Genomic DNA, 20895 nt, shown 5'->3' on the forward strand with positions numbered 1-20895 from the left:
CTTCAGCCCGCCACGATGCCGGCATCCGCCAGCGCCCCGACGAACCCGTCTATGCTCGGGTTGGCGAACAGCATGTTGGGATCCAGCTCGATGGAGAATTCCTCCTCCATGACACCGACCATGATCACCACCTCGGCGGAATCGATGCCAACGACATCGAAGCGATCAGTGCGCGAGATGGCGCTTGCGGGGCGATCGATCACGGCCGCGATGTAGTTCGCGATCCAGGCCTCGGCCGCCGCCCGACTCAACCCCGTGCCATCACTCATCGACATTTCCAAAGGATCTGCTCCTCAACTCCAGGGGAAGGGTTCGCAGGCGGCGAAAGCTCGGATGGTCCTGCCATTCCGGTTGCGCGGCAAGCGATGGCACCGCGACGGCAGCGATACGGGAAGCGAGGAGGCGGCCTTCCATCTGGGCGATCACTCCTCCCAGGCAGGCATGCGCCCCGGCCGCGAAGGCCAGGCTGGGCGGCCCGCCGCGGCCAGGGGCGAAGCGTTCGGGTTGCCCGAAGGCCGAGGGGTCATGATGGGCATCCTCGATTTCCGGGATCGCGAGGACGCCGGCCGGCAGTTCGGTCCCGCCGAACTCCGTCGGCTCTTCCAGGCGCCGCGCCGTCGCGCGCCGCAGGGGCGGCGCATAGCGCAGCACCTCATCCAGAAAGGAGCGCATCCCGGCGGGGTCCTTGCGAAGCCGTTCCGCCCGCCCTTCCGTCGAAAGGAACAGCAGGGTGCTCCCGAGGAAGCCTGCGGTGGTCTCTATTCCCGTCAGGATCAGCGTGAAGATGCAGGCGGCGAGCATGCGCTCGTCGAGCTGGAAGGCGTCGTCGTTCAGGCGCACCAGGCGGGCCAGCCCCCCTTCGCCCTGCCGCCGCGCCGCCGCGATTTCCTGGAGCAGGACGCTCTCCACCGCTGCGGCCTGGCGCTGCAGCGCGTCGTAGACCCGCAGCGGCAGGCCACGCCGCCAACCATCCACCACGCCCTGCCCATCCCGCCGCAGGACGACGATGGTTTCCTCCGACAGGTCCAGCGCCCGTCCCATCACCAGGACAGGCAGGCGCGTGCCCAGCGCGGGCATGGCGTCGAACGGCCCCTTATCGACAAGCGGTTCCAGGAGCTCGTCCACGATCCGGCCCACGGCTTCCTCGCCGAACCGATCGGCAAGAACCCCGATCCCGCGCCGGAGGAAATGGCGGACAGAGGTGTGGACGGGTGCGTTCCGGAAGAACGCCATGCCGGCCAGCAGGGAGACAAGGCTCCCGTAATCGCGGCCGGCGCGAAGCGCGATGCGCTCGATGCCCGGATGCACCTCCACGGCGCTGGCGGACGGTGAGCGCAGGAGCTGCGCCACATCGGCATACCGGGTGAGGATGAAGGCCTGCTCCGCCTCGCTCCAGGCGGGTGGACCATGCCGCTGCGCGATCCAGGAAGGCATGGCGGCGATGGGGCCGGGCGGGCTTCCCTCCATCGCGTCAGGTCCAGGGCACAAGGGAAAGGCGATGGTCGAGCAAGGCCGCGCGTGCGGCACCGCGCTGGACCTTGCCGCTGGTCGTGCGCGGCAGGGCACCGGAGGCGACGAGGTGGATGGCAGCCGGCTGGAACCCATGCGCCTCCGCGATCCTGGACCTCAGCCCGGCGGCGATCCCGGCGGGCAGCCCCGCCCGGGCCACCCCACGCTCCAACTCGCAGAGGACAACCATCTCCTCCTTCTCCGCCCCCTCCACCGCAACCACCGCGGCGGCGGCGAAGTCGGCCGCGGCGGGTTGCTCCATCACGGTGCGCTCCACATCCTCGGCATAGATGTTCGCACCGCGCAGGATGATCATGTCCTTCAGCCGGCCCACCACGAACAGCCGGTTGTCCTCCACCACGCCCGCATCGCCGGTGCGCAAATACGAGGTGCCATCGATCCGGACGAGCCGCTCCCCATAGGGCTGAAGGTTGCCAGCCGCCCCAGGGGCCCACAGGCCGGGACTGACATGTGGGCCTGCGACGCAGATTTCGCCGATCCTGCCTTCGGGCAGCGGTTGCCGGGTCACCCGGTCGATCACGGCGATGCTGGACGGGTCCCATGCATGGCCACAGGAAACGGCAGGCTGGTGCGCCGATGCGTTGGTGGTGAGATCCGCGAAACCTGCGCGCTCGAAGCTGCGGGCCTCGACGCCGGAGCAGGCCTGTGGGCCGGCGACGAAGAGCGTTGCTTCGGCCAGGCCATAGCAGGGATAGAGCGCTTCCGGCCGGAACCCCGCATGCGCGAAGCGGGCCGCGAAGCGCTCCATGGTACGGGGGCGCACCGGCTCCGATCCGCAGAAGGCGAGCTTCCAACGGGACAGATCGACCCCCGCTAGCTGCGCGTCGGTGACATGGCGGGCACACATCTCATAGGCGAAGTTCGGAGCGCCGCTGGTCGTGGCGCCATGATGGCTGATGGCGCGCAGCCAACGCGCCGGGCGCTGAAGGAAGTCCACCGGCGAGAAAAGGACGCACCGTCCGCAAAGAAAGAGCGGCTGGAGGATGGAGCCGATCAGCCCCATGTCATGGTGAAGGGGCAGCCAGCTGACGACGACCGTATCCGCGTCATGCGCGAAGGCCGCACTGATCATGCGCTGGTTGGCCATGATGTTGCGATGGGTCACCACCACGCCCTTGGGGGTGCTGGTGGAGCCCGACGTGTACTGGATGAAGGCCGGGCTGTCCGGCTCGGGCTCCTCGATGGCCGCGGGCGAAGCCGCCAGCGCCTCGGCAGCGGGGATGAAGCCGCCGCCACGGGCCGGACGGAGCATGGCCAGGACCGCTTCGTCCTCCGGGCGCTCATTCGACAGGATGGCGGATGGCCGGGCGCTCGCGGCGATGGCGCGGATGCGGTCCCCGCCCTGGCGCCGCCAGACCGCGGGCACCGGCACGGCATAGACGCCCGCATAGAGGCAGCCCATGAACAAGCGGATGAAATCAAGGCCAGGCGGGCAGGCGAGGAGTACGGACTGCCCCGCAAGGCCGCCCCCCATCAGCCGGGCCGCAACCCGGCGCGCCGCATTGTCCAGCTCGGCATAGGTGAGGCCATCGGCCGGTGTCTCGCCACGGGCGAGAAAGGTCATGGCCGGCCGGTCGGGCCAGCGAAGGGCGTGGTCCCTGAGAACCCCCACCATCGTGCCTGCGGATGGGTCCTGCCCGCTCATGCCGCGCTGCCGCCTGCAAGCCTGGGGCGGCGAGCGGCGAAGCACGTCCAGGGCCGCATAGCCCAGTCCTGCCCGCCTGGCCTCGCCATGGCCCGGCCGGCAAGATGGCGAAGCAGGCCTTCGCGCATCGGCCGCCGGCTAGCTGGGTTTTCCAGTACCTTGCGAATCCGATCCCAGTGCTCGTCCAGCGCCTGGTGCACGCGCGCGGGAACAGGGGCGGAGCCCGGCCCGGCGAGGTGATGACGCGCCCTCGCCAGGCCCGCGTCCCAGTCCCGCGCGATGTCGGCGGGGCGGTCGAGCCATTCCAGGAAGCCGCCGAACTTGCGCTGTGGTGCCCCGGTGACGATCACGCCGGGGATGCCATAGGCAGCGGCGGTCACATAACCATGCAGCGAGCCGCCGACATAGAGCACGGAGTGGGCAATCGCCGCGGCGATCTCCTGGAGCGTCGCAGCATCATCGAGTACCGCTGGGCGCGTGGCCATGGACGCGGCCAGGGCGCGCAGCGTCTCGCCATCGCCAAGGTCATCACCGATCGCAACCAGCACGGCGCCGAGGCCTTGCGCGGAGAGGAAGGCATCCAGCTCGCGGGCGAGCGCGGGCAATCGGTCATGCTTCTTGCGCGCGGCGCGGAGATGCAGGGCGAGGTAGGGACCGGCGGGCAGGCGTCCGCGCGCGGACAGCGCCTGCCGAGCGGAATGGAGCGCCGCAAGCGGCCATAATGACGCGAGCTCGGCCACGGTGTCCGGAACCACCGCGACCTCCGCGCCCGCGAGCAGCGCGGCGCTCGCATTGTCCCGCACCGACACGTAGTCGGTTGCCCTGAGGGCGGGCTGCAGGACGGCAGCAGCCGTCGGGGTAGAGAAAGGATACGGCACCCCTGGAGCATTCCAGGCGAGCGGCACGTCGCGCAGCAGCGCGGCCATGGTGGCCGCGAGCCAGGTAGCGGTGTGCAGGCCATCGCCGAGCCAACCGGCCGCGCCGCCCAGGCCGAGATAGTCCGTGCGAAGGTTGTAGATGATGTTGCCGCCCCCGATCAGGATGCCATCTACCGGTTCCGGATCGGCCAGCAGCCATTCAAGGGACCGCGGGCGGATGGCGTCAGCGAGCACCCGGGGCCGGTCCCCCGGCGCGGCGGGAACCACCTCTATCCCATGAGGCGCCAGCCGGTGACGGGCGATCAGGGGAAAGAGCTGGTCGCCGTAGTTTGCGATGTCGAACATGCCGGCCATCGCCACGCGGCGCACCTGCGAGCCCATCTCTAGCCCCGCCTGGGAAGGCCCAGGAAGCCGCCCAGAAGGCTTTCGAACTGCCCTTCCGCGATGGCGTGCAGGGCGGCGAAACTGTCCGCCACGCCAGGGAGAGGAAAGGCGGTTACCTGAGGCAGGGCGGAAAGCCGCGCGGCCTGTGCCTGGTGACTCTCGTTCAGCGCACCGAAGCTGTAGGCGATCCGGGTTGCGGGCGCCCGGCGCAGGTCCTCGATCAGGTCGGCGCCATGGTCCAACATTCGGAGCGCCCGGTTGATCCTCTGCCCCTGGGGACGGCGAGCATCATCGGGGCCATTGCTGAGGCGCGTCGGGCCAGCGAACGAAACTGCGGCGTCAGCCCCGAGGGCAGCCGCGTAGCGCAGGGCACCGAAGCCGCCGAGAGAGGCACCCATGGTCACGATGCGCGATGCTCCGGCCTGCGGGGCAGTTGCGCGCAGCCTCTCGATCGCGGCCGGCTCGCCGCCCTGGATGCTGGGAAGGCCGCCCATATAGGCCTGCCCCGCTGTGTCGCGGAGATAGGCCACGTGCACAGCATAGCGCTGGAGGTAGCGGTCCAGCACGGAAAGCGGGATATAGCTGAAGCGGCCCATGAGGCCGGCGCAGACCACGAGCAGCGTGCTGGCGCCAGGGACCGTCACAAGCTGGTAGTCGCGCATCCGGTCCTCGGTGATGCGCGATGGAGGAAGTTCCTCCCGCAGCAGATGGTCCAGGGCACGACGCAGCGGCAGGGCCATGCCGGCCGCCGGATCCTCCGGGCCGATCGGCGCCACCACTTCCCGAGCATCGGCAAGGTGCCCCTGTTCCAGGCAGGCCATGGCATAGTGAAAGCGGCCCCGCCCATCCTGGCATGCCTGTTCAGCCTGGCTGGCGATCACAGGGAAAAGCCGCTCCACATCGGCAGGAGGGAGCAGCAGGCGCGTGAAGCGGAACAGCAGTTTCCAGTCACCGGGGAAGCGGCGCAGCCCGTCTTCCAGCGCTTCCGTGGCAACTGCTCGGTCGCCTGCCATGGTTGCCGCGTTGCAGAGCAGCTCGGGATAGCGGCTGTCCGCCGGCATCACCCCGCACAGACGCCTTGCCTCCTCCACGGCATCCGCCGCGCGACCGGCTTCCAGCAGCAACTGGACACGCAAAGCCCCTGCGTAGGAGGGCAAAGGATGGAGGACGGCCGCCCGATCCAGCAGCGCCAAAGCCTCTTCCTGATGGCCGAGCCGCGCCTCCATGCTGGCCATGCGCGTGAGCACGGTGGGATCGTTGGGACGGCGTGCGTCCAGATCGCGAAGGAAGGCCAGGGTAGCCCCGGCATCCACGGCGCCGGCCGTCAGCCGATTGATCAGGGCCGCCCGCACCTTCGCATCGGCTTCGCGGGGCCAGATATCTTCAGCGAAGACCTGCCGGGCCGCCCCAAGCCGTTCGTCGCGCAACATGAGCTGCATCAGCAGCGTGGCAGCGCCCGAAGCAGGGAAGGCCTGCCGCAGGCGGCGCAGGATGCTTTCTGCCTCGGAGCGGCCCGCTCGCATCTCGATCATGTCGCTTGCTTCGCGCAGAAGAGGGGTGGGAGGCGCGGCCGTCCAGGATGCTGCCAGAAGGCGTTGCGTCGCCTCGGCATCCTGTCCTTCAACAGCCCGAGCGAGAGCCTCGACCTGCCCCTTCGCCAATGACGTATTGTGTTGTGACAACTCACCCGGCATTGCAGTCCCGATCGTGCATGGCCTGTAGCAAGGCTGCTTCCCGATTGATCCGTTCCACCATTCCTCGCTGGCAATGCGCTGCGGATGCCGCAGATTGCCCCGACGGAATGTTACGCTCGAAAGCCATAAGCCAGGCGCTCTCCTGCCTCAGCACGGGTTCCGGTCTCATGCATGGGTTTAACAAGCTTCCAGAGCCCATGGGAAGCGGCGAGCCATTACGATTCTGCTGAGATGATGGCTCTCTGTCGAAGAGACGGGTGAGTCGGTCCGCCTGAGAAAATGGCAGCGAAGCAGATGCTGTCCTCAACATGTTTCAAGGCAAAGATGGCGTTGCACGCATAATGCGGCGAGCCGGCAGGAAGCGGTGTGCCTGGCGAATTTTTTCAACGCGTCGCGATAGCCGCGCATACCGCGCAGAAAACATGAACACGTCTCCTGCAACGCATTGAGCCCGGTAAGGAGTGTCAGCTTGTTCATGCGCTTATTGCAGCACACCCCTGCTGCGCAGGATAACCCGTGCGACAGCGATCGAACGGACTTCACGTTCCAGCTGCTCCTTTCCTTCTCCCATTCCGCTTACTCCCGCACGCATCGGCTTCTGCGCGCACCAGTGCGGCGCAAGGCTTATGCGATCCGCTTGCTAGCGGATGGCGGGCGCGAGTGCCCAGTCCCAACCCTGGCCGGCCATGCCGCGCTTCATGTAGCCCCGAAGAAAGCGTGCCCGTGCATCCGCCCCCTGCCGGGGAGCATTCAGGGTGGCGAGAATGCGCGCCCAGTGCAGGTCCAGCATATGGAACACGTGGTCCGGGATGCGCCTCCCGGATGACGGCTTGGCCAACTCGGCCGCCCTGGCGAAAGCATCGTCCCAGCTTTCGGCCAGGTCTCCGGTCCGGCCTGTATGCGCAAGAAAGCCGGCAAACTTGGCCAGGGTGGGCCGCGCCACCAGTGCAGAGGGAACGTCATAAGCCGCCGCCGTGATGTAGCCGTGCAGGGAACTGCCAAGATGCAGCGCCGCATGGGCGATGGACCCCGCGATCTCCTGCAAGCTGAGTGGATCGTCCAGCACGATATGGGGGCGCCGCATGAAGCGGCCGATACGGCGTGCATCGACCTCGTCCCCGTGACAGAGCCCCAGCGCGAGCAGGATCGGGGTCATGCCATGAGCGGCGGCGAAGCCTTCGATCTGCTCGGCCATTTCGGCGTGGGGCCGCTCCATCGAGCGCGCCTTTACATGGACCGTGAGAAAAGGGCCGCCGGCCTGCACGGCCTTTCGCTCCAGCAGGCTCGCGAAGGCCGGGGCGAGCGCGGCGCGCGGCCAGACCCTGGCAATCTCGGCAGCCGTGTCAGGCACCACCTGCGGCATGACGTGGGGAGAAACATGCAGGTTGTCCACGCTCGCGTCATCACGCACGGATACATGGTCGGCCGCCTGAAGGGCCTGGCGCAGCATCACATGGCCACGTAGCGGGGCAGCCAGAGGCCGCGGCACTCCGGGTGCATTCCAGGCGACAGGCAAGTTGTGGATCGCGGCCAGCAGGGTGGCACCAAGCCAGAGCCCTGCGTAAGCCCAGTCGAACATGCCCTCCTGCCTGTAGTCGGCGAGGTTCGCCGGACCGTTGTGAATGATGTTTCCTCCTCCGATGAGGAGTCCGGCCACGGCCCGCCTTTCGCTCAGCCCGTCGATGACACGGCTGGCATCACGCAGGCGGCGCGGCTCCGGGGCGCCGGCCAATCCAGTGAGGCTGTCCGTCGGCGAGACGGGAACAACCTCGATGCCATGGGCCGCGAGGCGGTGGGCAGCGATGATGGGGAAAAGGAGATCGCCGTAGTTCTGAACGTCGAATGTTCCGAAGATCAGGGCGGTTGTCGGATGGTCTGCCAAGGACGTTGTCTCGCTCAAGGTTCCGTCATCCAGGCTCGCCTTCAATCAAGCAGGGCCTGATGGCCGGGACGCAGTCCTCAGCCGGTTAACCCCGCGGGACGCGTCATCAGATTGCCAACGGAAAGCCGGACGTTCTACCCTTGCCCCGTAGCACGCAAACCGAGGCGTGAGGTTCAAGCCATGCGCTTGGTTGCGGTCAACATCCTGGGGCTTGGCCGATCCGATTCCCCTTGCTCCCGTGTTTTGGCCGGTCGTGAACAGGTTTCACCCCGCGGCGCCTCCATGCGCGTTCCGCGATACACCGGAACGTGATGAAGGTTCGCAATGCAACGCCCGATGGGCAGGTCACGTCCTTGAAGCCTGATCGTCATCCAGGCGTCGTCGTCACGGATGCCGATGAACTGAGGCGCGTGGTCGCCGGGGCTGCCGCCCATGCCGTGCTGGAGCTCGCCGGCTCCCTCATGCTGACGGAATCCCTCCGGATCGAACGGCCCCTGCACCTTCGTGCCGCATCCGGGCCACGTCCGGTCCTGAGCCTCTCAGGTGATGCCTGCGTCATGCTCGCAGCGGGCGCGGGCGGAAGCAGTCTCACCGGCATCGCGCTCACGGGCCGCGGACACCGCGCCCGCCCACTTCTCGAAATGCGCAGCGCCGCGGGCTGCGTTCTTCGTGACCTTCTGCTGACCGAGGGTGAAGGCGCTGGACTGGATGCCGGGCATTGCGACGGCCTCGTGCTGCGGAACGTGATACTCACCGAACTCGGGCTGCAAGGGGCAGCCTTCACCGCCTGCGCCGCGCTGGATGCCGAGCTGGCGCTTTCTGGCATCGGCCGCCGGGCACGGTCCGCCGCTGTCACCCTGCAAGGCGGCAGCGGCGTGCTGCGCGTGCGGGCTGCCGATGTCTCAGGCAATGCCATCGCGCTGCAGCCTGGCGACGATGACAAGGATGCTGCGCACCAGGTGGAGCTGCAGGCCAGCCAGTGCTTCCGCGGCCTGGCCGTGATGGGGCAGGCCGAACGCGTGGTGAAGGGCACGCTTGCGCAGGTGGTGGCGGAAGAAATGGAGGATTGCGCGGTGCTGCTCAGCAACTGCCGCGCCGTCACCCTTGATCTGCATGCCCGGAAGGGCGCGGCGCTGCACATGGGCGGCGCCGCCGGGGCGCGCGAATGCCGGGTCACCCTGCGCTCCGATCGCCCGGGGCAGATCGTCCAGCGCGGTGGCAGCGGCGCCAACATCGTCGTGGAGGAGCCGCTCTCCGCCTGGCCGGCTGGTGAACCGCCGCCACGCCATGCCAGCTGGCAGGCCCATTCGGTGGAGGAAACCTGCCATATCTGCGGCTGGCATGGCCGCTTCCGTCGTACGCACCGCCTGCTGCGCGAAACCTTCGCCTGCCCGGCCTGCCGCGCGACCCTGCGCTACCGGGCCCAGGCTGCTGCCCTGCTCTCCGCCGTTGCGGGCGGCGGCCATGCCACGCTGAAGGCCCTTGCGGAGTCCGGCTGGTTCGAGGGCAGCGCGGTGTTCGAGCCTGGGCAATCCGGGCCTCTCCGCCCCTATCTTTCCCGTGCGGGACGCTACCATGCCTCCGTCTTTCGCTCGGGCATCCCGAGCGGCGAAATGGTGAATGGCGTGGAATGCCAGGATCTGACGGCCACGAGCTTCGCCGATGCGAGCTTCGACCTCGTGGTCACCTCGGACATCATGGAGCATGTGCGGCGCCCGGAGCGTGCCTGGGCCGAGATCCGACGGATCCTGAAGCCCGGCGGCTTCCACGTGTTCTCCATCCCGCTGATGGCACCGATGCCGCGGCGTTCCGTAGCCCGTGTGGACACAACGGGCGATGCCGATATCCATCTGTTGCCGCCTGTCTATCACGGAGACGGCGCAGGCGGGCTTTCGCTCGTCTATACCGATTTCGGGGCAGATCTCCTGGATAAGCTGGCAGCCCATGGGCTACCGACCCAGGCGCTTCCCTATCCCGGCGGAGACCCGGTCTGCGGCCCCGTGCTCAGCTTCGTTTCACGCCGGGACCCATGACGCTTCCGGCCCTTCCAGCTGCTGCGGCATGCGGGCAAATGAAAGGATAACATGCCGGTGCGGTCCGCGCGGATCATGGCCGGGCCATCCCCGCCGCCGGCCCTGGAACCTCCCCGGAAATGCGGCGTTGAAACCCGCCGAGGCCAATCGGAGGTCACGCATGGCTGAAACCCTCTGGTGGCAGCATGGTGTCGTCTACCAGATCTATCCCCGCTCCTTTCAGGACAGCGATGGCGACGGCATCGGCGACCTCGCCGGCATCCGCCAGCGTCTTGACCATCTCTGCTGGCTCGGGGTGGACGCGGCCTGGATCTCTCCGGTCTTTCCCTCGCCTATGGCCGATTTCGGCTATGATGTCAGCGATTACTGCGGGATCGCCCCCCTCTTCGGCAGCATCGCCGACATGGACCGGCTGATCGGGGAAGCGCATGAGCGCGGCCTGAAGGTGATCCTCGACTTCGTGCCGAACCACAGCTCCGACCAGCATCCCTGGTTCCTGGAAAGCCGCTCCTCCCGCGATAATCCCAGGCGGGACTGGTACATCTGGCGCGACCCCGCGCCCGATGGCGGGCCGCCGAACAATTGGCTGGCGAATTTCGGGGGAAGCGGCTGGGAGTTCGACCCGAGCACGGGCCAGTACTATTTCCACAGCTTCCTGAAGGAGCAACCGGACCTCAACTGGCGCAACCCCGCGGTGCGCGAGGCCATGTATGACGCGCTGCGCTTCTGGCTGGACCGCGGCGTGGACGGGTTCCGCGTCGATGTGATCTGGCTTCTCGTGAAGGATGACCAATTCCGGGACAACCCGCCCAATCCCGCCTGGCAGCCGCATGAGGCGGGCATCGGGCAGTTGCTGCAGCTCTACTCGGCCGACCGCCCCGAAACGCTGGAGGTGGTGGAGGAAATGCGCGCGGTGCTGGACGCCTATCCCGAGCGCGTGCTGATCGGGGAGATCTACCTGCCGATCGAAAGGTTCGTCGCCTATTACGGGCGGGATATGAAGGGCGCGCATCTCCCCTTTAACTTCCAGCTGATCTTTGCCGCATGGAATGCCACGCAGATTGCCCGCATCGTCGCGGAATATGAGGCGGCGCTGCCCGAGGGCGGGTGGCCCAACTGGGTGCTGGGTAACCATGACCAGAAGCGCATCGCAACGCGCGTGGGCCAGGCCGGCGCGAGGTTGGCCGCGATGCTGCTCCTCACGCTGCGGGGCACGCCAACCCTCTACTATGGCGATGAGTTGGGGCTGGAGAATGTCCCGATCCCGCCCGAGCGCGCCCAGGACCCCTGGGAGAGGAACGAGCCCGGCCTCGGCCTGGGGCGCGATCCCGCTCGCACACCCATGCCCTGGGACGGGACGGAGAGGGCCGGCTTCACCACCGGCGAGCCCTGGCTGCCGCTGAACCACGACCATGCGGCGCGCAACGTCGCCGCCGCGAAGCGCGAGCCAGGCTCTCTCCTGAACCTCTACCGGCGCCTGATCGCGCTGCGCCGGGCCGAAGAGGCGCTGAACAGGGGCGAATACCGTGCCGCCCACGCCGAGGGCGACGTTCTTGTCTTCGAGCGCCGCAGCGCCGCGGGCGACAGGCTGCTGGTCGCGCTGAATTTCGGGAAGGCGCCCGCGCGCATTCCGCTGCCGCAGGATGTCACGCAGGCCCGCCTCCTGCTCTCCACCGTCCCGGCGCGGGAAGAGGCAGTGCTGCGGGCGGAACTTGACCTGGAAGGCGAGGAGGGCGTGATCCTGGCGCTCGGCCGGGCCTGATCACCTTGCCACACCCCCTCCGGAAGCTGCGCTGATGATCACCGATCTCTGGTACAAGCACGCCGTCATCTACTGCCTCTCGGTCGGCTCCTACATGGATGCCAATGGCGATGGGATCGGCGACTTCGAGGGGCTGACGAGGCGGCTGGATTACATCCAGGGCCTCGGCATCACCACCATCTGGCTCATGCCCTTCCAGCCATCCCCCAGGCGGGACCACGGCTATGACGTGACTGATTATTACGGGGTGGACCCCGCCTATGGCACGCTGGGCGACTTCGTGGAGTTCACGCATGGCTGCCACCAGCGCGGGATGCGGGTGATCATCGATCTGGTCATCAATCACACCTCGATCGACCATCCCTGGTTCCAGGCAGCGCGGCGGGACCCGAAGTCGCCTTACAGGGACTGGTACGTCTGGTCGAACAAGAAGCCGCCGCATGCGGGAAAGGGCATGGTCTTCCCCGGCGTGCAGGACACGACCTGGACCCGTGATCCCGTGGCGAAGGCCTGGTACTTCCACCGTTTCTACGAGTTTCAGCCCGATCTCAACACATCCAATCCCCATGTGCAGGCGGAGATCCTGAAGATCATGGGCTTCTGGCTGGAACTGGGCGTCTCCGGCTTCCGGATGGACGCGGTGCCCTTCGTGATCGGCACCAAGGGCCCGGAGGTGGAGGAGCCGGTACAGCGCTACGACATGCTGCGCGACTTCCGCGAATTCCTGCAGTGGCGGCGCGGCGACGCCATCATCCTCGCCGAGGCCAATGTTTCGCCGGAGCAGCGCCAGGAGTATTTCGGCGAGGATGGCGATCGGCTGCACATGATGTTCAACTTCCACGTCAACCAGCGCCTGTTCCTCTCCCTCGCCACCTCGGACAAGCAGCCGCTGGAACAGGCCCTGGATGAGACGCGGCCGCATCGCGCCACGGCGCAATGGGGCATGTTCCTGCGGAACCATGACGAGCTCGATCTCGGCCGTCTTCCGGACGAGGCGAGGGAGGCCGTGTTCCAGGCCTTCGGCCCGGATCCCTCCATGCAGCTCTATGGGCGTGGCATCCGGCGCCGCCTGGCGCCGATGCTACAGGGCGACCAGCGCCGCTACGAGCTGGCGACCAGCCTCATGCTCACCCTCCCCGGCACGCCGGTCTTTCGCTATGGCGACGAGATCGGCATGGGCGATGACCTCAGCCTGCCGGAGCGCGACTGCGCCCGCACCACCATGCAGTGGTCTGCCGAACCGCGGGGCGGATTCAGCAAGAAGATGGACAACGCCAAGCCCACCATTTCCGGCGGCCCCTATGGTTTCGAGCATGTGAATGTCGCCTCGCAGCGGCGCGACCCGTCCTCCATCCTCAACTGGACGGAACGCATGATCCGCATGCGGCGCGAAGTGCCCGAGATCGGCTGGGGCGACTACGCGACGATCGACACGGATGCGAAGGATGTTCTCGCGCTCCGCTATGACTGGCGGAAGAACTCCGTGCTCTTCCTCCACAATCTCAGCCCCGAGCCGCGGGAGGTGCATTTCACCCCGGGCGTGGAGGGGTCCCATGACAGCCTGCTGGTGAACCTGCTTTCGGAGGAGCACAGCAAGCCGGACGATAAGGGCTGCCACACCGTGCTGATGGAGCCCTACGGGTATCGCTGGTTCCGCGTGGGTGGGCTGGACTACCTCCTGCGGCGCAGCGAGATCTAGGCGGCACTCCCCTACCGCATCCGGCGCCCGAGCAGCACGCCAAGGCCGCAGGCCGCCGCCAGCGCGGCCGCTCCCAGCCCGAAGCGGGCTGCCCCGCCGGAGATGCAGGGCGCGCCATTCGTTCCCTCGAAGCGGCCATCCACGCTGTGCAGGCCGCGCACGGGCGCGAAGAGATTGCCCTCCCGCGGCGCCTGCAGCGGCTCGTCTCCCATCTGCCCTTCCACCGCATTGCGCGCGAGGTAGCGGTCCGCCAGCCCCGGCGCGAGCATGTCGCCGAGGATGGCGGCCATGGTCGGCAGGCCGAGCCAGTATTCCCGCGCCGGACGATGCAGCGCCGCCACCACGGCGCGGGCAGCCGTGTCGGGCGTGATGGGCTTGCCCGCCGGCCGGGGCTGGAAAGGCAGGCGCGTCCGGGCCCAGGAGAATTGCGGGGTGTTCACCGCGGGCAGGTGCACCTCCGTCACGCGGATGCGGCTTTGCTCATGCTGCAGTTCGGAGCGCAGGGATTCGGTGAATCCGGTGATCGCGTGCTTGGCCCCGCAATAGGCGCTCTGCAGCGGGATGGAGCGATAGGCGAGCGCCGAGCCGACCTGCAGGATCACCCCGGCATTGGCACGCCGCATGGGCCGCAGCGCCGCCATGGTGCCATGGACATAGCCGAGATAGGTCACCTCCGTGACGCGGCGGAACTCCTCGGCCGAAATGTCGTGCAGCGGCGCGAAGATGGTGACCATCGCGCAGTTCACCCAGGCATCGATGCCGCCGAACAGCCGCTCGGCTTCCGTTGCTGCGGCGAAGACCGCATCGGCATCCGCGACATCGCAAGGCAGGGGCAGCGCCTCTCCCCCCGAGGCGCGGATCGTCTCCGCCAGGCCGCGCAGCGCCGCCGCGTCGCGCGCAATCAGGCCAAGGCGCCAGCCCTCCCGGGCCAGCCGAAGGGCCACGGCCCGCCCTACCCCCGCCGAGGCACCGGTCACCACCGCCACCCGCCCGATCTCGCTCATGCGCACCCTCCCGCCTTGCCGGTGTTCCGGGGCTGCCCCCCGGGGCATGGCCTTGCGGTAAAGGGCGGCGGGGCTTGGTGGTTGCGGCCGGTGCCGGCCGCGTCACCGCCTAGCGGCGCGTCAGCCCGCTTCGCCCCGGGGCAGCGCATGGGCGAGCAGCGCCCTGCCGCTGCGCTCCAGCGCATTCCCCGCCTCCTCGGCGCCGAGATAGGCAGCGGCCGCGAAAGCGCCTTCGACGAGGATCAGCAGCGCGTCGCCCAGCATCTCCGGATCCGCGGCGCCAGCCTCGGCCGAGACGCGGCGCAGGTCATCCTGCATCTTCCGCTTGTAGGCATCGGCCACCTTGCGGGCGGGATGCTCCGGGTCGGGGAATTCGGCGATCGCAAGGCCCAGGGCACAGCCCCGGAAGCCGGGCTGGCGCAGCTCCGCCACGGCGGCCGCCAGATAGGCCGCGGGCCGCTCCGCCGGCGGGCGGGAGGTGCCGATGGCCTGCTCGTACCAGCATTCCTCCTCCCGGCAGTCGTCCCGCAGGATCTCGGCGATCAGCTCATCCTTGGAGGGAAAGGCCCGGTACAGGCTGATTTTCGTGGTGCCGGCCACGCGGCACAGCTCCTCCACGCCGGTCGCCCGGATGCCCTGCTTGTAGAACAGTTCCCGCGCCACCTCCCGCAGTCGCTCCGCCGCGGAGCGGCGTGGCTGGGTCTTCGTGGCGTCTGTCACTGGCTCTCTCCTGTTCCGCGGGCCGCAAAGCAGCGTTCACGCGCCCTTGCAATGTTACCGACCGGTTCGTATCAATGTGACGAACCGGTCGGTAACATCCGGCCACCCGGAGATTGGCCATGCCAACACCATTCCGCAAGAGCCTGCTGCCCCTGGCACTCGCCCTCGCCCTTCCCACCCTGCCCCTGTCGGCCCAGCCCGCCCCGCCGACCGTCACCGTCTCCGAGCCCGTTCGCCGGAACGTGACGGAGTGGGAGGAGCATATCGCCCGGCTGGAGCCCTCCGCCCGGGTGGAGCTGCGCCCCCGCGTATCCGGCCAGGTGGAGAAGGTGCATTTCCGCGATGGCCAGATCGTCCGGGCGGGCGACCTGCTCTTCAGCCTCGATCGCCAGCCCTTCGACATCGCGGTGGACAGCGCCCGGGCCGAGCTGGCGAAGGCCGAGGCGAAGCTGGAACTCGCCCGGCAGGAAATCGACCGCACCTCTTCGCTCGTGCGGGACCGCTATGCCCCGCAGGCCCAGCTGGACACGCGCCGTGCCGCCCAGCGGGACGCGGAGGCGCAGCTGGCCGATGCCCGCGCCCGGCTCCGCCAGGCCGAGCTGGAGCGGAGCTGGGCCGAGGTGCGCGCCCCGCAATCCGGCCGGGTCTCCGACCGGCGCGTGGATGCCGGCAACCTCGTCCAGGCCGGGTCCACGCTGCTGACCACCATCGTCGCACTGGACCCGATCTATGCCAGCTTCGACCTGAGCGAGGCCGATTACCTCCGCTTCTCCCGCCGCGGGGGCTCCCGCCCTGGCGACGAGGGCGCCGAGCCGGTGCGGCTGCGCCTGGCCGATGAAAGCGGCTGGGATCGCCAGGGCCGGCTGGACTTCCTGGATACGGGGCTGGATGCCCGTTCCGGCACCATCCGCGCCCGCGCCACCCTCCCCAACCCTGATCTCTTCCTCACGCCCGGCAGCTTCGCCCGGCTGCGCCTGCGCGCCGGGGAAGGCGAGGTTCTGATGGTGCCCGACGCCGCCATCGCCGCCGACCAGGCCGCGCGGGTGGTGATGACGGTGGCGGCCGACGGCACGGTGGTGGCCAAGCCGGTCTCCCTCGGCCCGGTGGTGGACGGGCTGCGCGTGGTGCGCGGCGGCCTCTCGCCAGAGGACCAGGTGATCACCGCCGGGCTGCATCTCGCCCGTCCCGGCGCTCGGGTCACGGCGGAGGTGAAGCGCATCGCCCCGGCCCGCCTGGCCGAAGCGCGCTGAGGAACCGCCGCCATGCGCTTCGCCCAGTTCTTCATATCCCGGCCGGTCTTCGCCTCGGTCATCTCCATCGCCATCGTGCTGATCGGCGCCATCGCCAGCCTCCGGCTTCCGATCAGCGAGTATCCGGAGATCGCGCCGCCCACCGTCACCATCAGCGCCACCTATCCCGGCGCCTCCGCCTCCGTCATCGCCGAGACCGTCGCCTCGCCGATCGAGCAGGAGATCAATGGCGTGGAGGGGATGCTCTATGTCTCCTCCCAGGCCACGGGTGACGGGCGGCTCTCCGTCAACGTCGTCTTCCGCCAGGGCGTGGATGTGGACCAGGCCCAGGTGCTGGTGCAGAACCGCATGGCCGTGGCGGAGGCCCGGCTGCCCGAGGAGGTGCGGCGGCTCGGCATCACCGTCCGCAAGGCCTCGCCGGACATCATGATGGTGATCCACTTCACCTCCCCCGACGGTTCGCGCGACGAGCAGTACATCTCCAACTACGCGATGCTGAACGTGAAGGACCGCATCGCCCGGCTGGACGGCGTGGGCGACGTGCAGGTCTTCGGCGCGCGCGACTATGCCATGCGCATCTGGCTCGACCCGGCCCGCATCGCCGCGCGCGGCCTGACCCCGGGCCAGGTGGTGGAGGCATTGCGCCGCGCCAATGTGCAGGTGGCCGCGGGCGGGCTGAACCAGCCGCCGACCGGCGCCTCCAGCGGCGCCTTCCAGCTGAACATCCAGGCCCTGGGCCGGCTGCGCAGCGTGGAGGAGTTCTCCGACATCGTCGTGGCGACGGGCGCGGGCGGCGCGCCGCTGCGGCTGCGCGACGTGGCGCGGGTGGAGCTGGGCGCGCAGGACTATACGCTGAGTGCCTATCTGGACTCCCACAAGGCCGTGGCCATGCCGGTTTTCCAGCGCCCCGGCTCCAACGCCCTGGCCACCGCCGCCGCGCTGCGCGCCACGCTGGAGGAGATGAAGCGGGATTTCCCGCCGGGCCTGGCCTACCACACCGTCTATGACACCACCCGCTTCATCGAGCAGTCGATGGAGGCGGTGGTGCACACCTTCATCGAGGCCATCATCCTTGTCGTGTTGGTGGTGATCCTGTTCCTGCAGTCCTGGCGGGCTTCCATCATCCCGCTGGCCGCCATTCCCGTCTCGATCATCGGCACGCTCGCCTTCATGGCGGCGCTGGGCATCTCGCTGAACAATCTCTCCATGTTCGGCCTCATCCTGGCCATCGGCATCGTGGTGGATGACGCCATCGTGGTGGTGGAGAATGTGGAGCGCCACATGGCGGAAGGGATGGATCCCGTCTCCGCCACGCGCCGCACCATGGACGAGGTAGGCTTCGCGCTCATCGCCATTGCCCTGGTCCTCTGCGCCGTCTTCGTGCCCACCGCCTTCATCGAAGGCCTGTCCGGCGCCTTCTACCGGCAGTTCGCGGTGACCATCGCCGTGGCCACTCTGCTCTCCGCCCTCGTTTCCCTTACCCTTTCCCCGGCGCTCGCCGCCCTGCTGCTGCGGCCGCATGGCCATGCCCATGCCACGGGCTGGCGGGCCTGGGTCGGGGCACCGTTCGGGCTGTTCTTCCGCGCCTTCAACTGGATCTTCGATCGGCTCTCCATCGGCTATGGCGCGCTGACGCGGCGGCTGGTTCGCCTCTCGGCCGTGCTGCTCATCCTCTTCGCCGGGCTGCTCGCCCTCACCGGACAGGCCGTGATGACCACCCCCACGGGGCTGATCCCGCTGCTGGACCGCGGCTACCTCATTGCCGCGTTCCAGCTTCCTCCCGGCGCATCCCAGGCGCGCACGGATGCGGTGATCCGCCAGGCGACGCAGGACGTGCTGGAGGTGCCGGGCGTGGCGCATGCCGTGGCCTTCACCGGCTTCGATGGCGCCACCTTCACCAACGCGCCCAATTCCGGCGTGATCTTCGTGACGTTGAAGTCCTTCGAGGAGCGCGCGGCGGAGCAGCTGACCTTCCCCGGCATCACCGGGGCGGTGCAGGCCCGGCTGATGCAGCAGCGCGATGCGCTGGCCCTTGTCATCCCACCGCCCTCCGTGCCCGGCATCGGCACGGGTGGCGGCTTCAAGCTCTATGTCCAGGATCGAGGCGACCGCGGGTCACGGGCGCTGGAGGAGGTGACGAACCGCATCGTCGCCGCCGCCAACCAGCGGCCCGAGATCGCCATGGCCTTCACCCTGTTCAACACCAAGACCCCGACGCTGCGGGCAGAGGTGGACCGGACCAAGGCCGAGATGCTGGGCGTTCCCCTCTCCCGCGTCTCGGAGGCGCTCTCGACCTATCTCGGCTCCACCTTCGTGAACGACTTCAACATCCTCGGCCGGACCTACCGCGTCACGGCCCAGGCTGCGGAATCGCAGCGCCTGACGCCGCGCGACGTGGCCCTGCTGCGCACGCGGAACGAGGACGGGGCCATGGTGCCGCTGGGCGCCCTGGCGACGCTGGTGGAGGATAGCGGCGCCTATCGCGTGCCGCGCTACAACCTCTATCCGGCGGCGGAAGTCCAGGGCGCGCCGAAGCCGGGCGTCTCCACCGGCCAGGCCATCGCAGCCATGGAGCAGCTGCTGCGGCAGGAGCTGCCGCCGGGCTTCGGCTTCGAATGGACGGAGATCGCCCTGCAGGAGACGACCCAGGGCAACACCGCACCCATTGCCTTTGGCCTGGCCGTGGTCTTCGTCATCCTGCTGCTGGCGGCCCTCTATGAAAGCTGGCTGCTGCCGCTGGCCGTGGTGCTCATCGCACCCATGTCCGTGCTCGCTGCCCTCGCGGGGGTCGTCTGGCGGGGCCTGGACAACAACGTGCTGGTCCAGGTCGGACTCGTGGTGCTGATCGGCCTGGCGGCGAAGAACGCCATCCTCATCGTGGAGTTCGCCCGCCACGCCGAGGCCGAGGGCATGAGCCGCTGGGAGGCGGCCGAGGCCGCGGCGCGGACCCGGCTGCGGCCCATCCTGATGACCTCGCTGGCCTTCATCCTGGGCGTGCTGCCGCTGGCCATCGCCACCGGCGCGGGCGCGGAGATGCGGCAGAGCCTGGGCACGGCCGTTTTCGCTGGCATGCTGGGCGTGACGGGGTTTGGCCTGGTCTTCACCCCGGTCTTCTATGTCGTGGCCCGGGCCATGGCTCGACGGAAGAGCTCCTCCGTCGAGCCGGCGCTGCCGCCATCCACCGCGACGGCGGAGCGGTAGCGGGCAAGACAGGCGGGTCTGGCCGGGAGCACAACGCTCCCGGCTACGAGAATGGAATGGTGCAGTGGACCTGGTTCAGATCCGTTACTTCCTGGCTCTGGCGCGGGAGCTGAACTTCACGCGCGCGGCCGAGGCGGTGCATGTGACGCAGCCCGCGCTGACCCGGGCGATCCAGCGGCTCGAGGAGGAGCTTGGGGGTCCGCTGATCCTGCGCGAGCGCTCGTTGACGCAGCTGACCGAGCTGGGGCGGACGATGCTGCCGCTGCTGCAGGCCACCGCGGATGCGGCCGAAGCCGTGAAGCTGCGCGCGGCCGATCACCGGCGTGGGGTGGACGAGGCGCCGCTGCGGATCGGCATCACCGATGCGCTGCATGGCTGCGGGCTGCCGAAGGTGCTGCGCGAGGTGGCGGGGCGCGTGCCCGAGCTGCGGCTGACACTGCGGCGCGGGGCCGCCGGGGTGCTGACCGAGGCGCTGCTGGCGGGTGATCTGGATGCGGCGCTGCTGCCGGGGCTTGGCCCCCTGCCCGAGCGGCTGAACCGCTGGCCGCTCTGGTCCGAGGGAATCGTGGTGCTGGTGCCCGAAGGCGATCCGCTGGCCGGCATGGCGGCCATACCCTCCGCAGCGCTGGATGGCCGGGCGGTGGTGGCGCTGGATGCCGCCCATCCGGTCGGGGCGGCACTGGCGCGGTTGGAGAGCGAGCACGGGGTGCGGCTCCTGCCGCACCACATGGCGGATGGCCCGGCCGAGGCGGGGCTGCTGGTCGCGGCCGGGATCGGGCTGGGGCTTGCCCCCGTGGGGGTGCATGTGCCGGAGGGCGTGGTCGCGCGGCCGCTGGCCGAGCCGGAGCTTGCACATCCTGTCGTGCTGAGCACGGCGGCGGGGCGGCCGATGAACCGCGCGGTGAGCGCCTTCGTGCGCCTGGTGCGCGCGGTGCGCTGGGAGGCTGGCCAGGTAGCCGCCTGAAAGGCGGCGAGCCCGGCCACCCCCGGAGGAGAGGGGCGGCCGGGCTCGCCGGGGCAGGGCTGGGGGGCTGAGGCCCCGGGGGGCTTGGAGCCTCAGCCGCCCCGGTCAGGCACGCTGGTCAGGCAGGCTGGTCAGGCGCCCTGGCGGGTCATGTCGAAGTTGGCACTCCCGGCCTGGCTGCCGGCCAGGGGGGTGCGGCCATCGGCCTGGCTCCAGGCACCGGAGGCGGTGGCGCCCTGCGGCACGCGG

The 20895-nt window shown here is 69.0% G+C and carries 14 protein-coding genes; 6 read left to right on the plus strand and 8 right to left on the minus strand.

The window, feature by feature from the left end:
* Positions 1 to 2: 2 nt before the first annotated feature.
* The 6 genes from J8J14_RS09735 to J8J14_RS09760 all read right to left on the minus strand — a co-directional run bounded on the left by J8J14_RS09735 (position 3) and on the right by J8J14_RS09760 (position 8031).
* Positions 3 to 269, minus strand: a complete 267-nt coding sequence (locus J8J14_RS09735; RefSeq protein ID WP_209379299.1) for an acyl carrier protein — start codon at positions 267 to 269, stop codon at positions 3 to 5.
* Positions 262 to 1467, minus strand: a complete 1206-nt coding sequence (locus J8J14_RS09740) for a cytochrome P450 (RefSeq protein ID WP_209379300.1) — start codon at positions 1465 to 1467, stop codon at positions 262 to 264. Before J8J14_RS09740 ends, J8J14_RS09735 begins: the two co-directional genes overlap by 8 nt.
* A 4-nt stretch (positions 1468 to 1471) precedes the next feature.
* Positions 1472 to 3175, minus strand: a complete 1704-nt coding sequence (locus tag J8J14_RS09745; protein ID WP_209379301.1) for a fatty acyl-AMP ligase — start codon at positions 3173 to 3175, stop codon at positions 1472 to 1474.
* On the minus strand, positions 3172 to 4434 hold the full coding sequence (locus tag J8J14_RS09750) for a polysaccharide pyruvyl transferase family protein (protein WP_209379302.1): 1263 nt from the start codon (positions 4432 to 4434) through the stop codon (positions 3172 to 3174). The genes J8J14_RS09745 and J8J14_RS09750 overlap by 4 nt, the downstream gene beginning before the upstream one ends.
* 2 nt (positions 4435 to 4436) lie before the next feature.
* Positions 4437 to 5969, minus strand: coding sequence for a tetratricopeptide repeat protein (locus J8J14_RS09755; RefSeq protein ID WP_209379303.1), 1533 nt, complete (start codon positions 5967 to 5969; stop codon positions 4437 to 4439).
* Between the two features lie 802 nt (positions 5970 to 6771).
* Positions 6772 to 8031: a polysaccharide pyruvyl transferase family protein gene (locus J8J14_RS09760; protein WP_209379304.1), complete on the minus strand. Its 1260-nt coding sequence runs from the start codon at positions 8029 to 8031 to the stop codon at positions 6772 to 6774.
* A 293-nt stretch (positions 8032 to 8324) separates the two neighbouring features.
* Here J8J14_RS09760 and J8J14_RS09765 point away from each other — a divergent pair, with 293 nt between their 5' ends.
* The 3 genes from J8J14_RS09765 (at position 8325) to J8J14_RS09775 (ending at position 13507) form a co-directional block, all read left to right on the plus strand.
* Entirely contained in the window at positions 8325 to 10046 is a 1722-nt protein-coding gene (locus tag J8J14_RS09765; protein WP_209379305.1) for a class I SAM-dependent methyltransferase, read from the plus strand.
* 160 nt (positions 10047 to 10206) lie between these two features.
* Positions 10207 to 11808, plus strand: coding sequence for an alpha-amylase family glycosyl hydrolase (locus J8J14_RS09770; protein WP_209379306.1), 1602 nt, complete (start codon positions 10207 to 10209; stop codon positions 11806 to 11808).
* A 34-nt stretch (positions 11809 to 11842) separates the two neighbouring features.
* The gene (locus J8J14_RS09775) at positions 11843 to 13507 is read left to right on the plus strand and encodes an alpha-amylase family protein (protein WP_209379307.1); all 1665 of its coding nucleotides are present in this window, start codon (positions 11843 to 11845) and stop codon (positions 13505 to 13507) included.
* Positions 13508 to 13518: 11 nt separating this feature from the next.
* Here J8J14_RS09775 and J8J14_RS09780 read toward each other — a convergent pair whose 3' ends face one another.
* Both J8J14_RS09780 and J8J14_RS09785 read right to left on the minus strand, forming a co-directional pair.
* Positions 13519 to 14511, minus strand: a complete 993-nt coding sequence (locus tag J8J14_RS09780) for an SDR family oxidoreductase (RefSeq protein WP_209379308.1) — start codon at positions 14509 to 14511, stop codon at positions 13519 to 13521.
* 120 nt (positions 14512 to 14631) lie between these two features.
* Positions 14632 to 15231 (minus strand): TetR/AcrR family transcriptional regulator, encoded by a 600-nt coding sequence (locus J8J14_RS09785; RefSeq protein WP_342452423.1) that lies wholly within the window; start codon positions 15229 to 15231, stop codon positions 14632 to 14634.
* 119 nt (positions 15232 to 15350) lie between these two features.
* Here J8J14_RS09785 and J8J14_RS09790 point away from each other — a divergent pair, with 119 nt between their 5' ends.
* From J8J14_RS09790 to J8J14_RS09800, 3 genes are all read left to right on the plus strand, one after another.
* Positions 15351 to 16481: an efflux RND transporter periplasmic adaptor subunit gene (locus J8J14_RS09790; protein ID WP_209379309.1), complete on the plus strand. Its 1131-nt coding sequence runs from the start codon at positions 15351 to 15353 to the stop codon at positions 16479 to 16481.
* A gap of 12 nt (positions 16482 to 16493) precedes the next feature.
* Positions 16494 to 19682 (plus strand): efflux RND transporter permease subunit, encoded by a 3189-nt coding sequence (locus J8J14_RS09795; RefSeq protein WP_209379310.1) that lies wholly within the window; start codon positions 16494 to 16496, stop codon positions 19680 to 19682.
* A 64-nt stretch (positions 19683 to 19746) separates the two neighbouring features.
* A complete protein-coding gene (locus J8J14_RS09800; protein ID WP_209379311.1) occupies positions 19747 to 20646 on the plus strand; it encodes a LysR family transcriptional regulator in 900 nt (299 codons plus the stop codon).
* Positions 20647 to 20895 lie beyond the last annotated feature (249 nt).

The organism is Pararoseomonas baculiformis, assembly GCF_017813395.1.
Taxonomy (GTDB): domain Bacteria; phylum Pseudomonadota; class Alphaproteobacteria; order Acetobacterales; family Acetobacteraceae; genus Roseomonas; species Roseomonas baculiformis.

Bases quoted from the DNA above. Each gene is read 5' to 3' on its own strand.
- J8J14_RS09750 (WP_209379302.1), bottom strand. From the start codon at position 4,434: ATGGGCTCGCAGGTGCGCCGCGTGGCGATGGCCGGCATGTTCGACATC.
- J8J14_RS09775 (WP_209379307.1), top strand. From the start codon at position 11,843: ATGATCACCGATCTCTGGTACAAGCACGCCGTCATCTACTGCCTCTCG.
- J8J14_RS09755 (WP_209379303.1), bottom strand. From the start codon at position 5,969: ATGATCGAGATGCGAGCGGGCCGCTCCGAGGCAGAAAGCATCCTGCGC.
- J8J14_RS09790 (WP_209379309.1), top strand. From the start codon at position 15,351: ATGCCAACACCATTCCGCAAGAGCCTGCTGCCCCTGGCACTCGCCCTC.
- J8J14_RS09795 (WP_209379310.1), top strand. From the start codon at position 16,494: ATGCGCTTCGCCCAGTTCTTCATATCCCGGCCGGTCTTCGCCTCGGTC.
- J8J14_RS09740 (WP_209379300.1), bottom strand. From the start codon at position 1,467: ATGGAGGGAAGCCCGCCCGGCCCCATCGCCGCCATGCCTTCCTGGATC.
- J8J14_RS09735 (WP_209379299.1), bottom strand. From the start codon at position 269: ATGAGTGATGGCACGGGGTTGAGTCGGGCGGCGGCCGAGGCCTGGATC.
- J8J14_RS09765 (WP_209379305.1), top strand. From the start codon at position 8,325: ATGAAGGTTCGCAATGCAACGCCCGATGGGCAGGTCACGTCCTTGAAG.
- J8J14_RS09745 (WP_209379301.1), bottom strand. From the start codon at position 3,175: ATGAGCGGGCAGGACCCATCCGCAGGCACGATGGTGGGGGTTCTCAGG.
- J8J14_RS09780 (WP_209379308.1), bottom strand. From the start codon at position 14,511: ATGAGCGAGATCGGGCGGGTGGCGGTGGTGACCGGTGCCTCGGCGGGG.
- J8J14_RS09770 (WP_209379306.1), top strand. From the start codon at position 10,207: ATGGCTGAAACCCTCTGGTGGCAGCATGGTGTCGTCTACCAGATCTAT.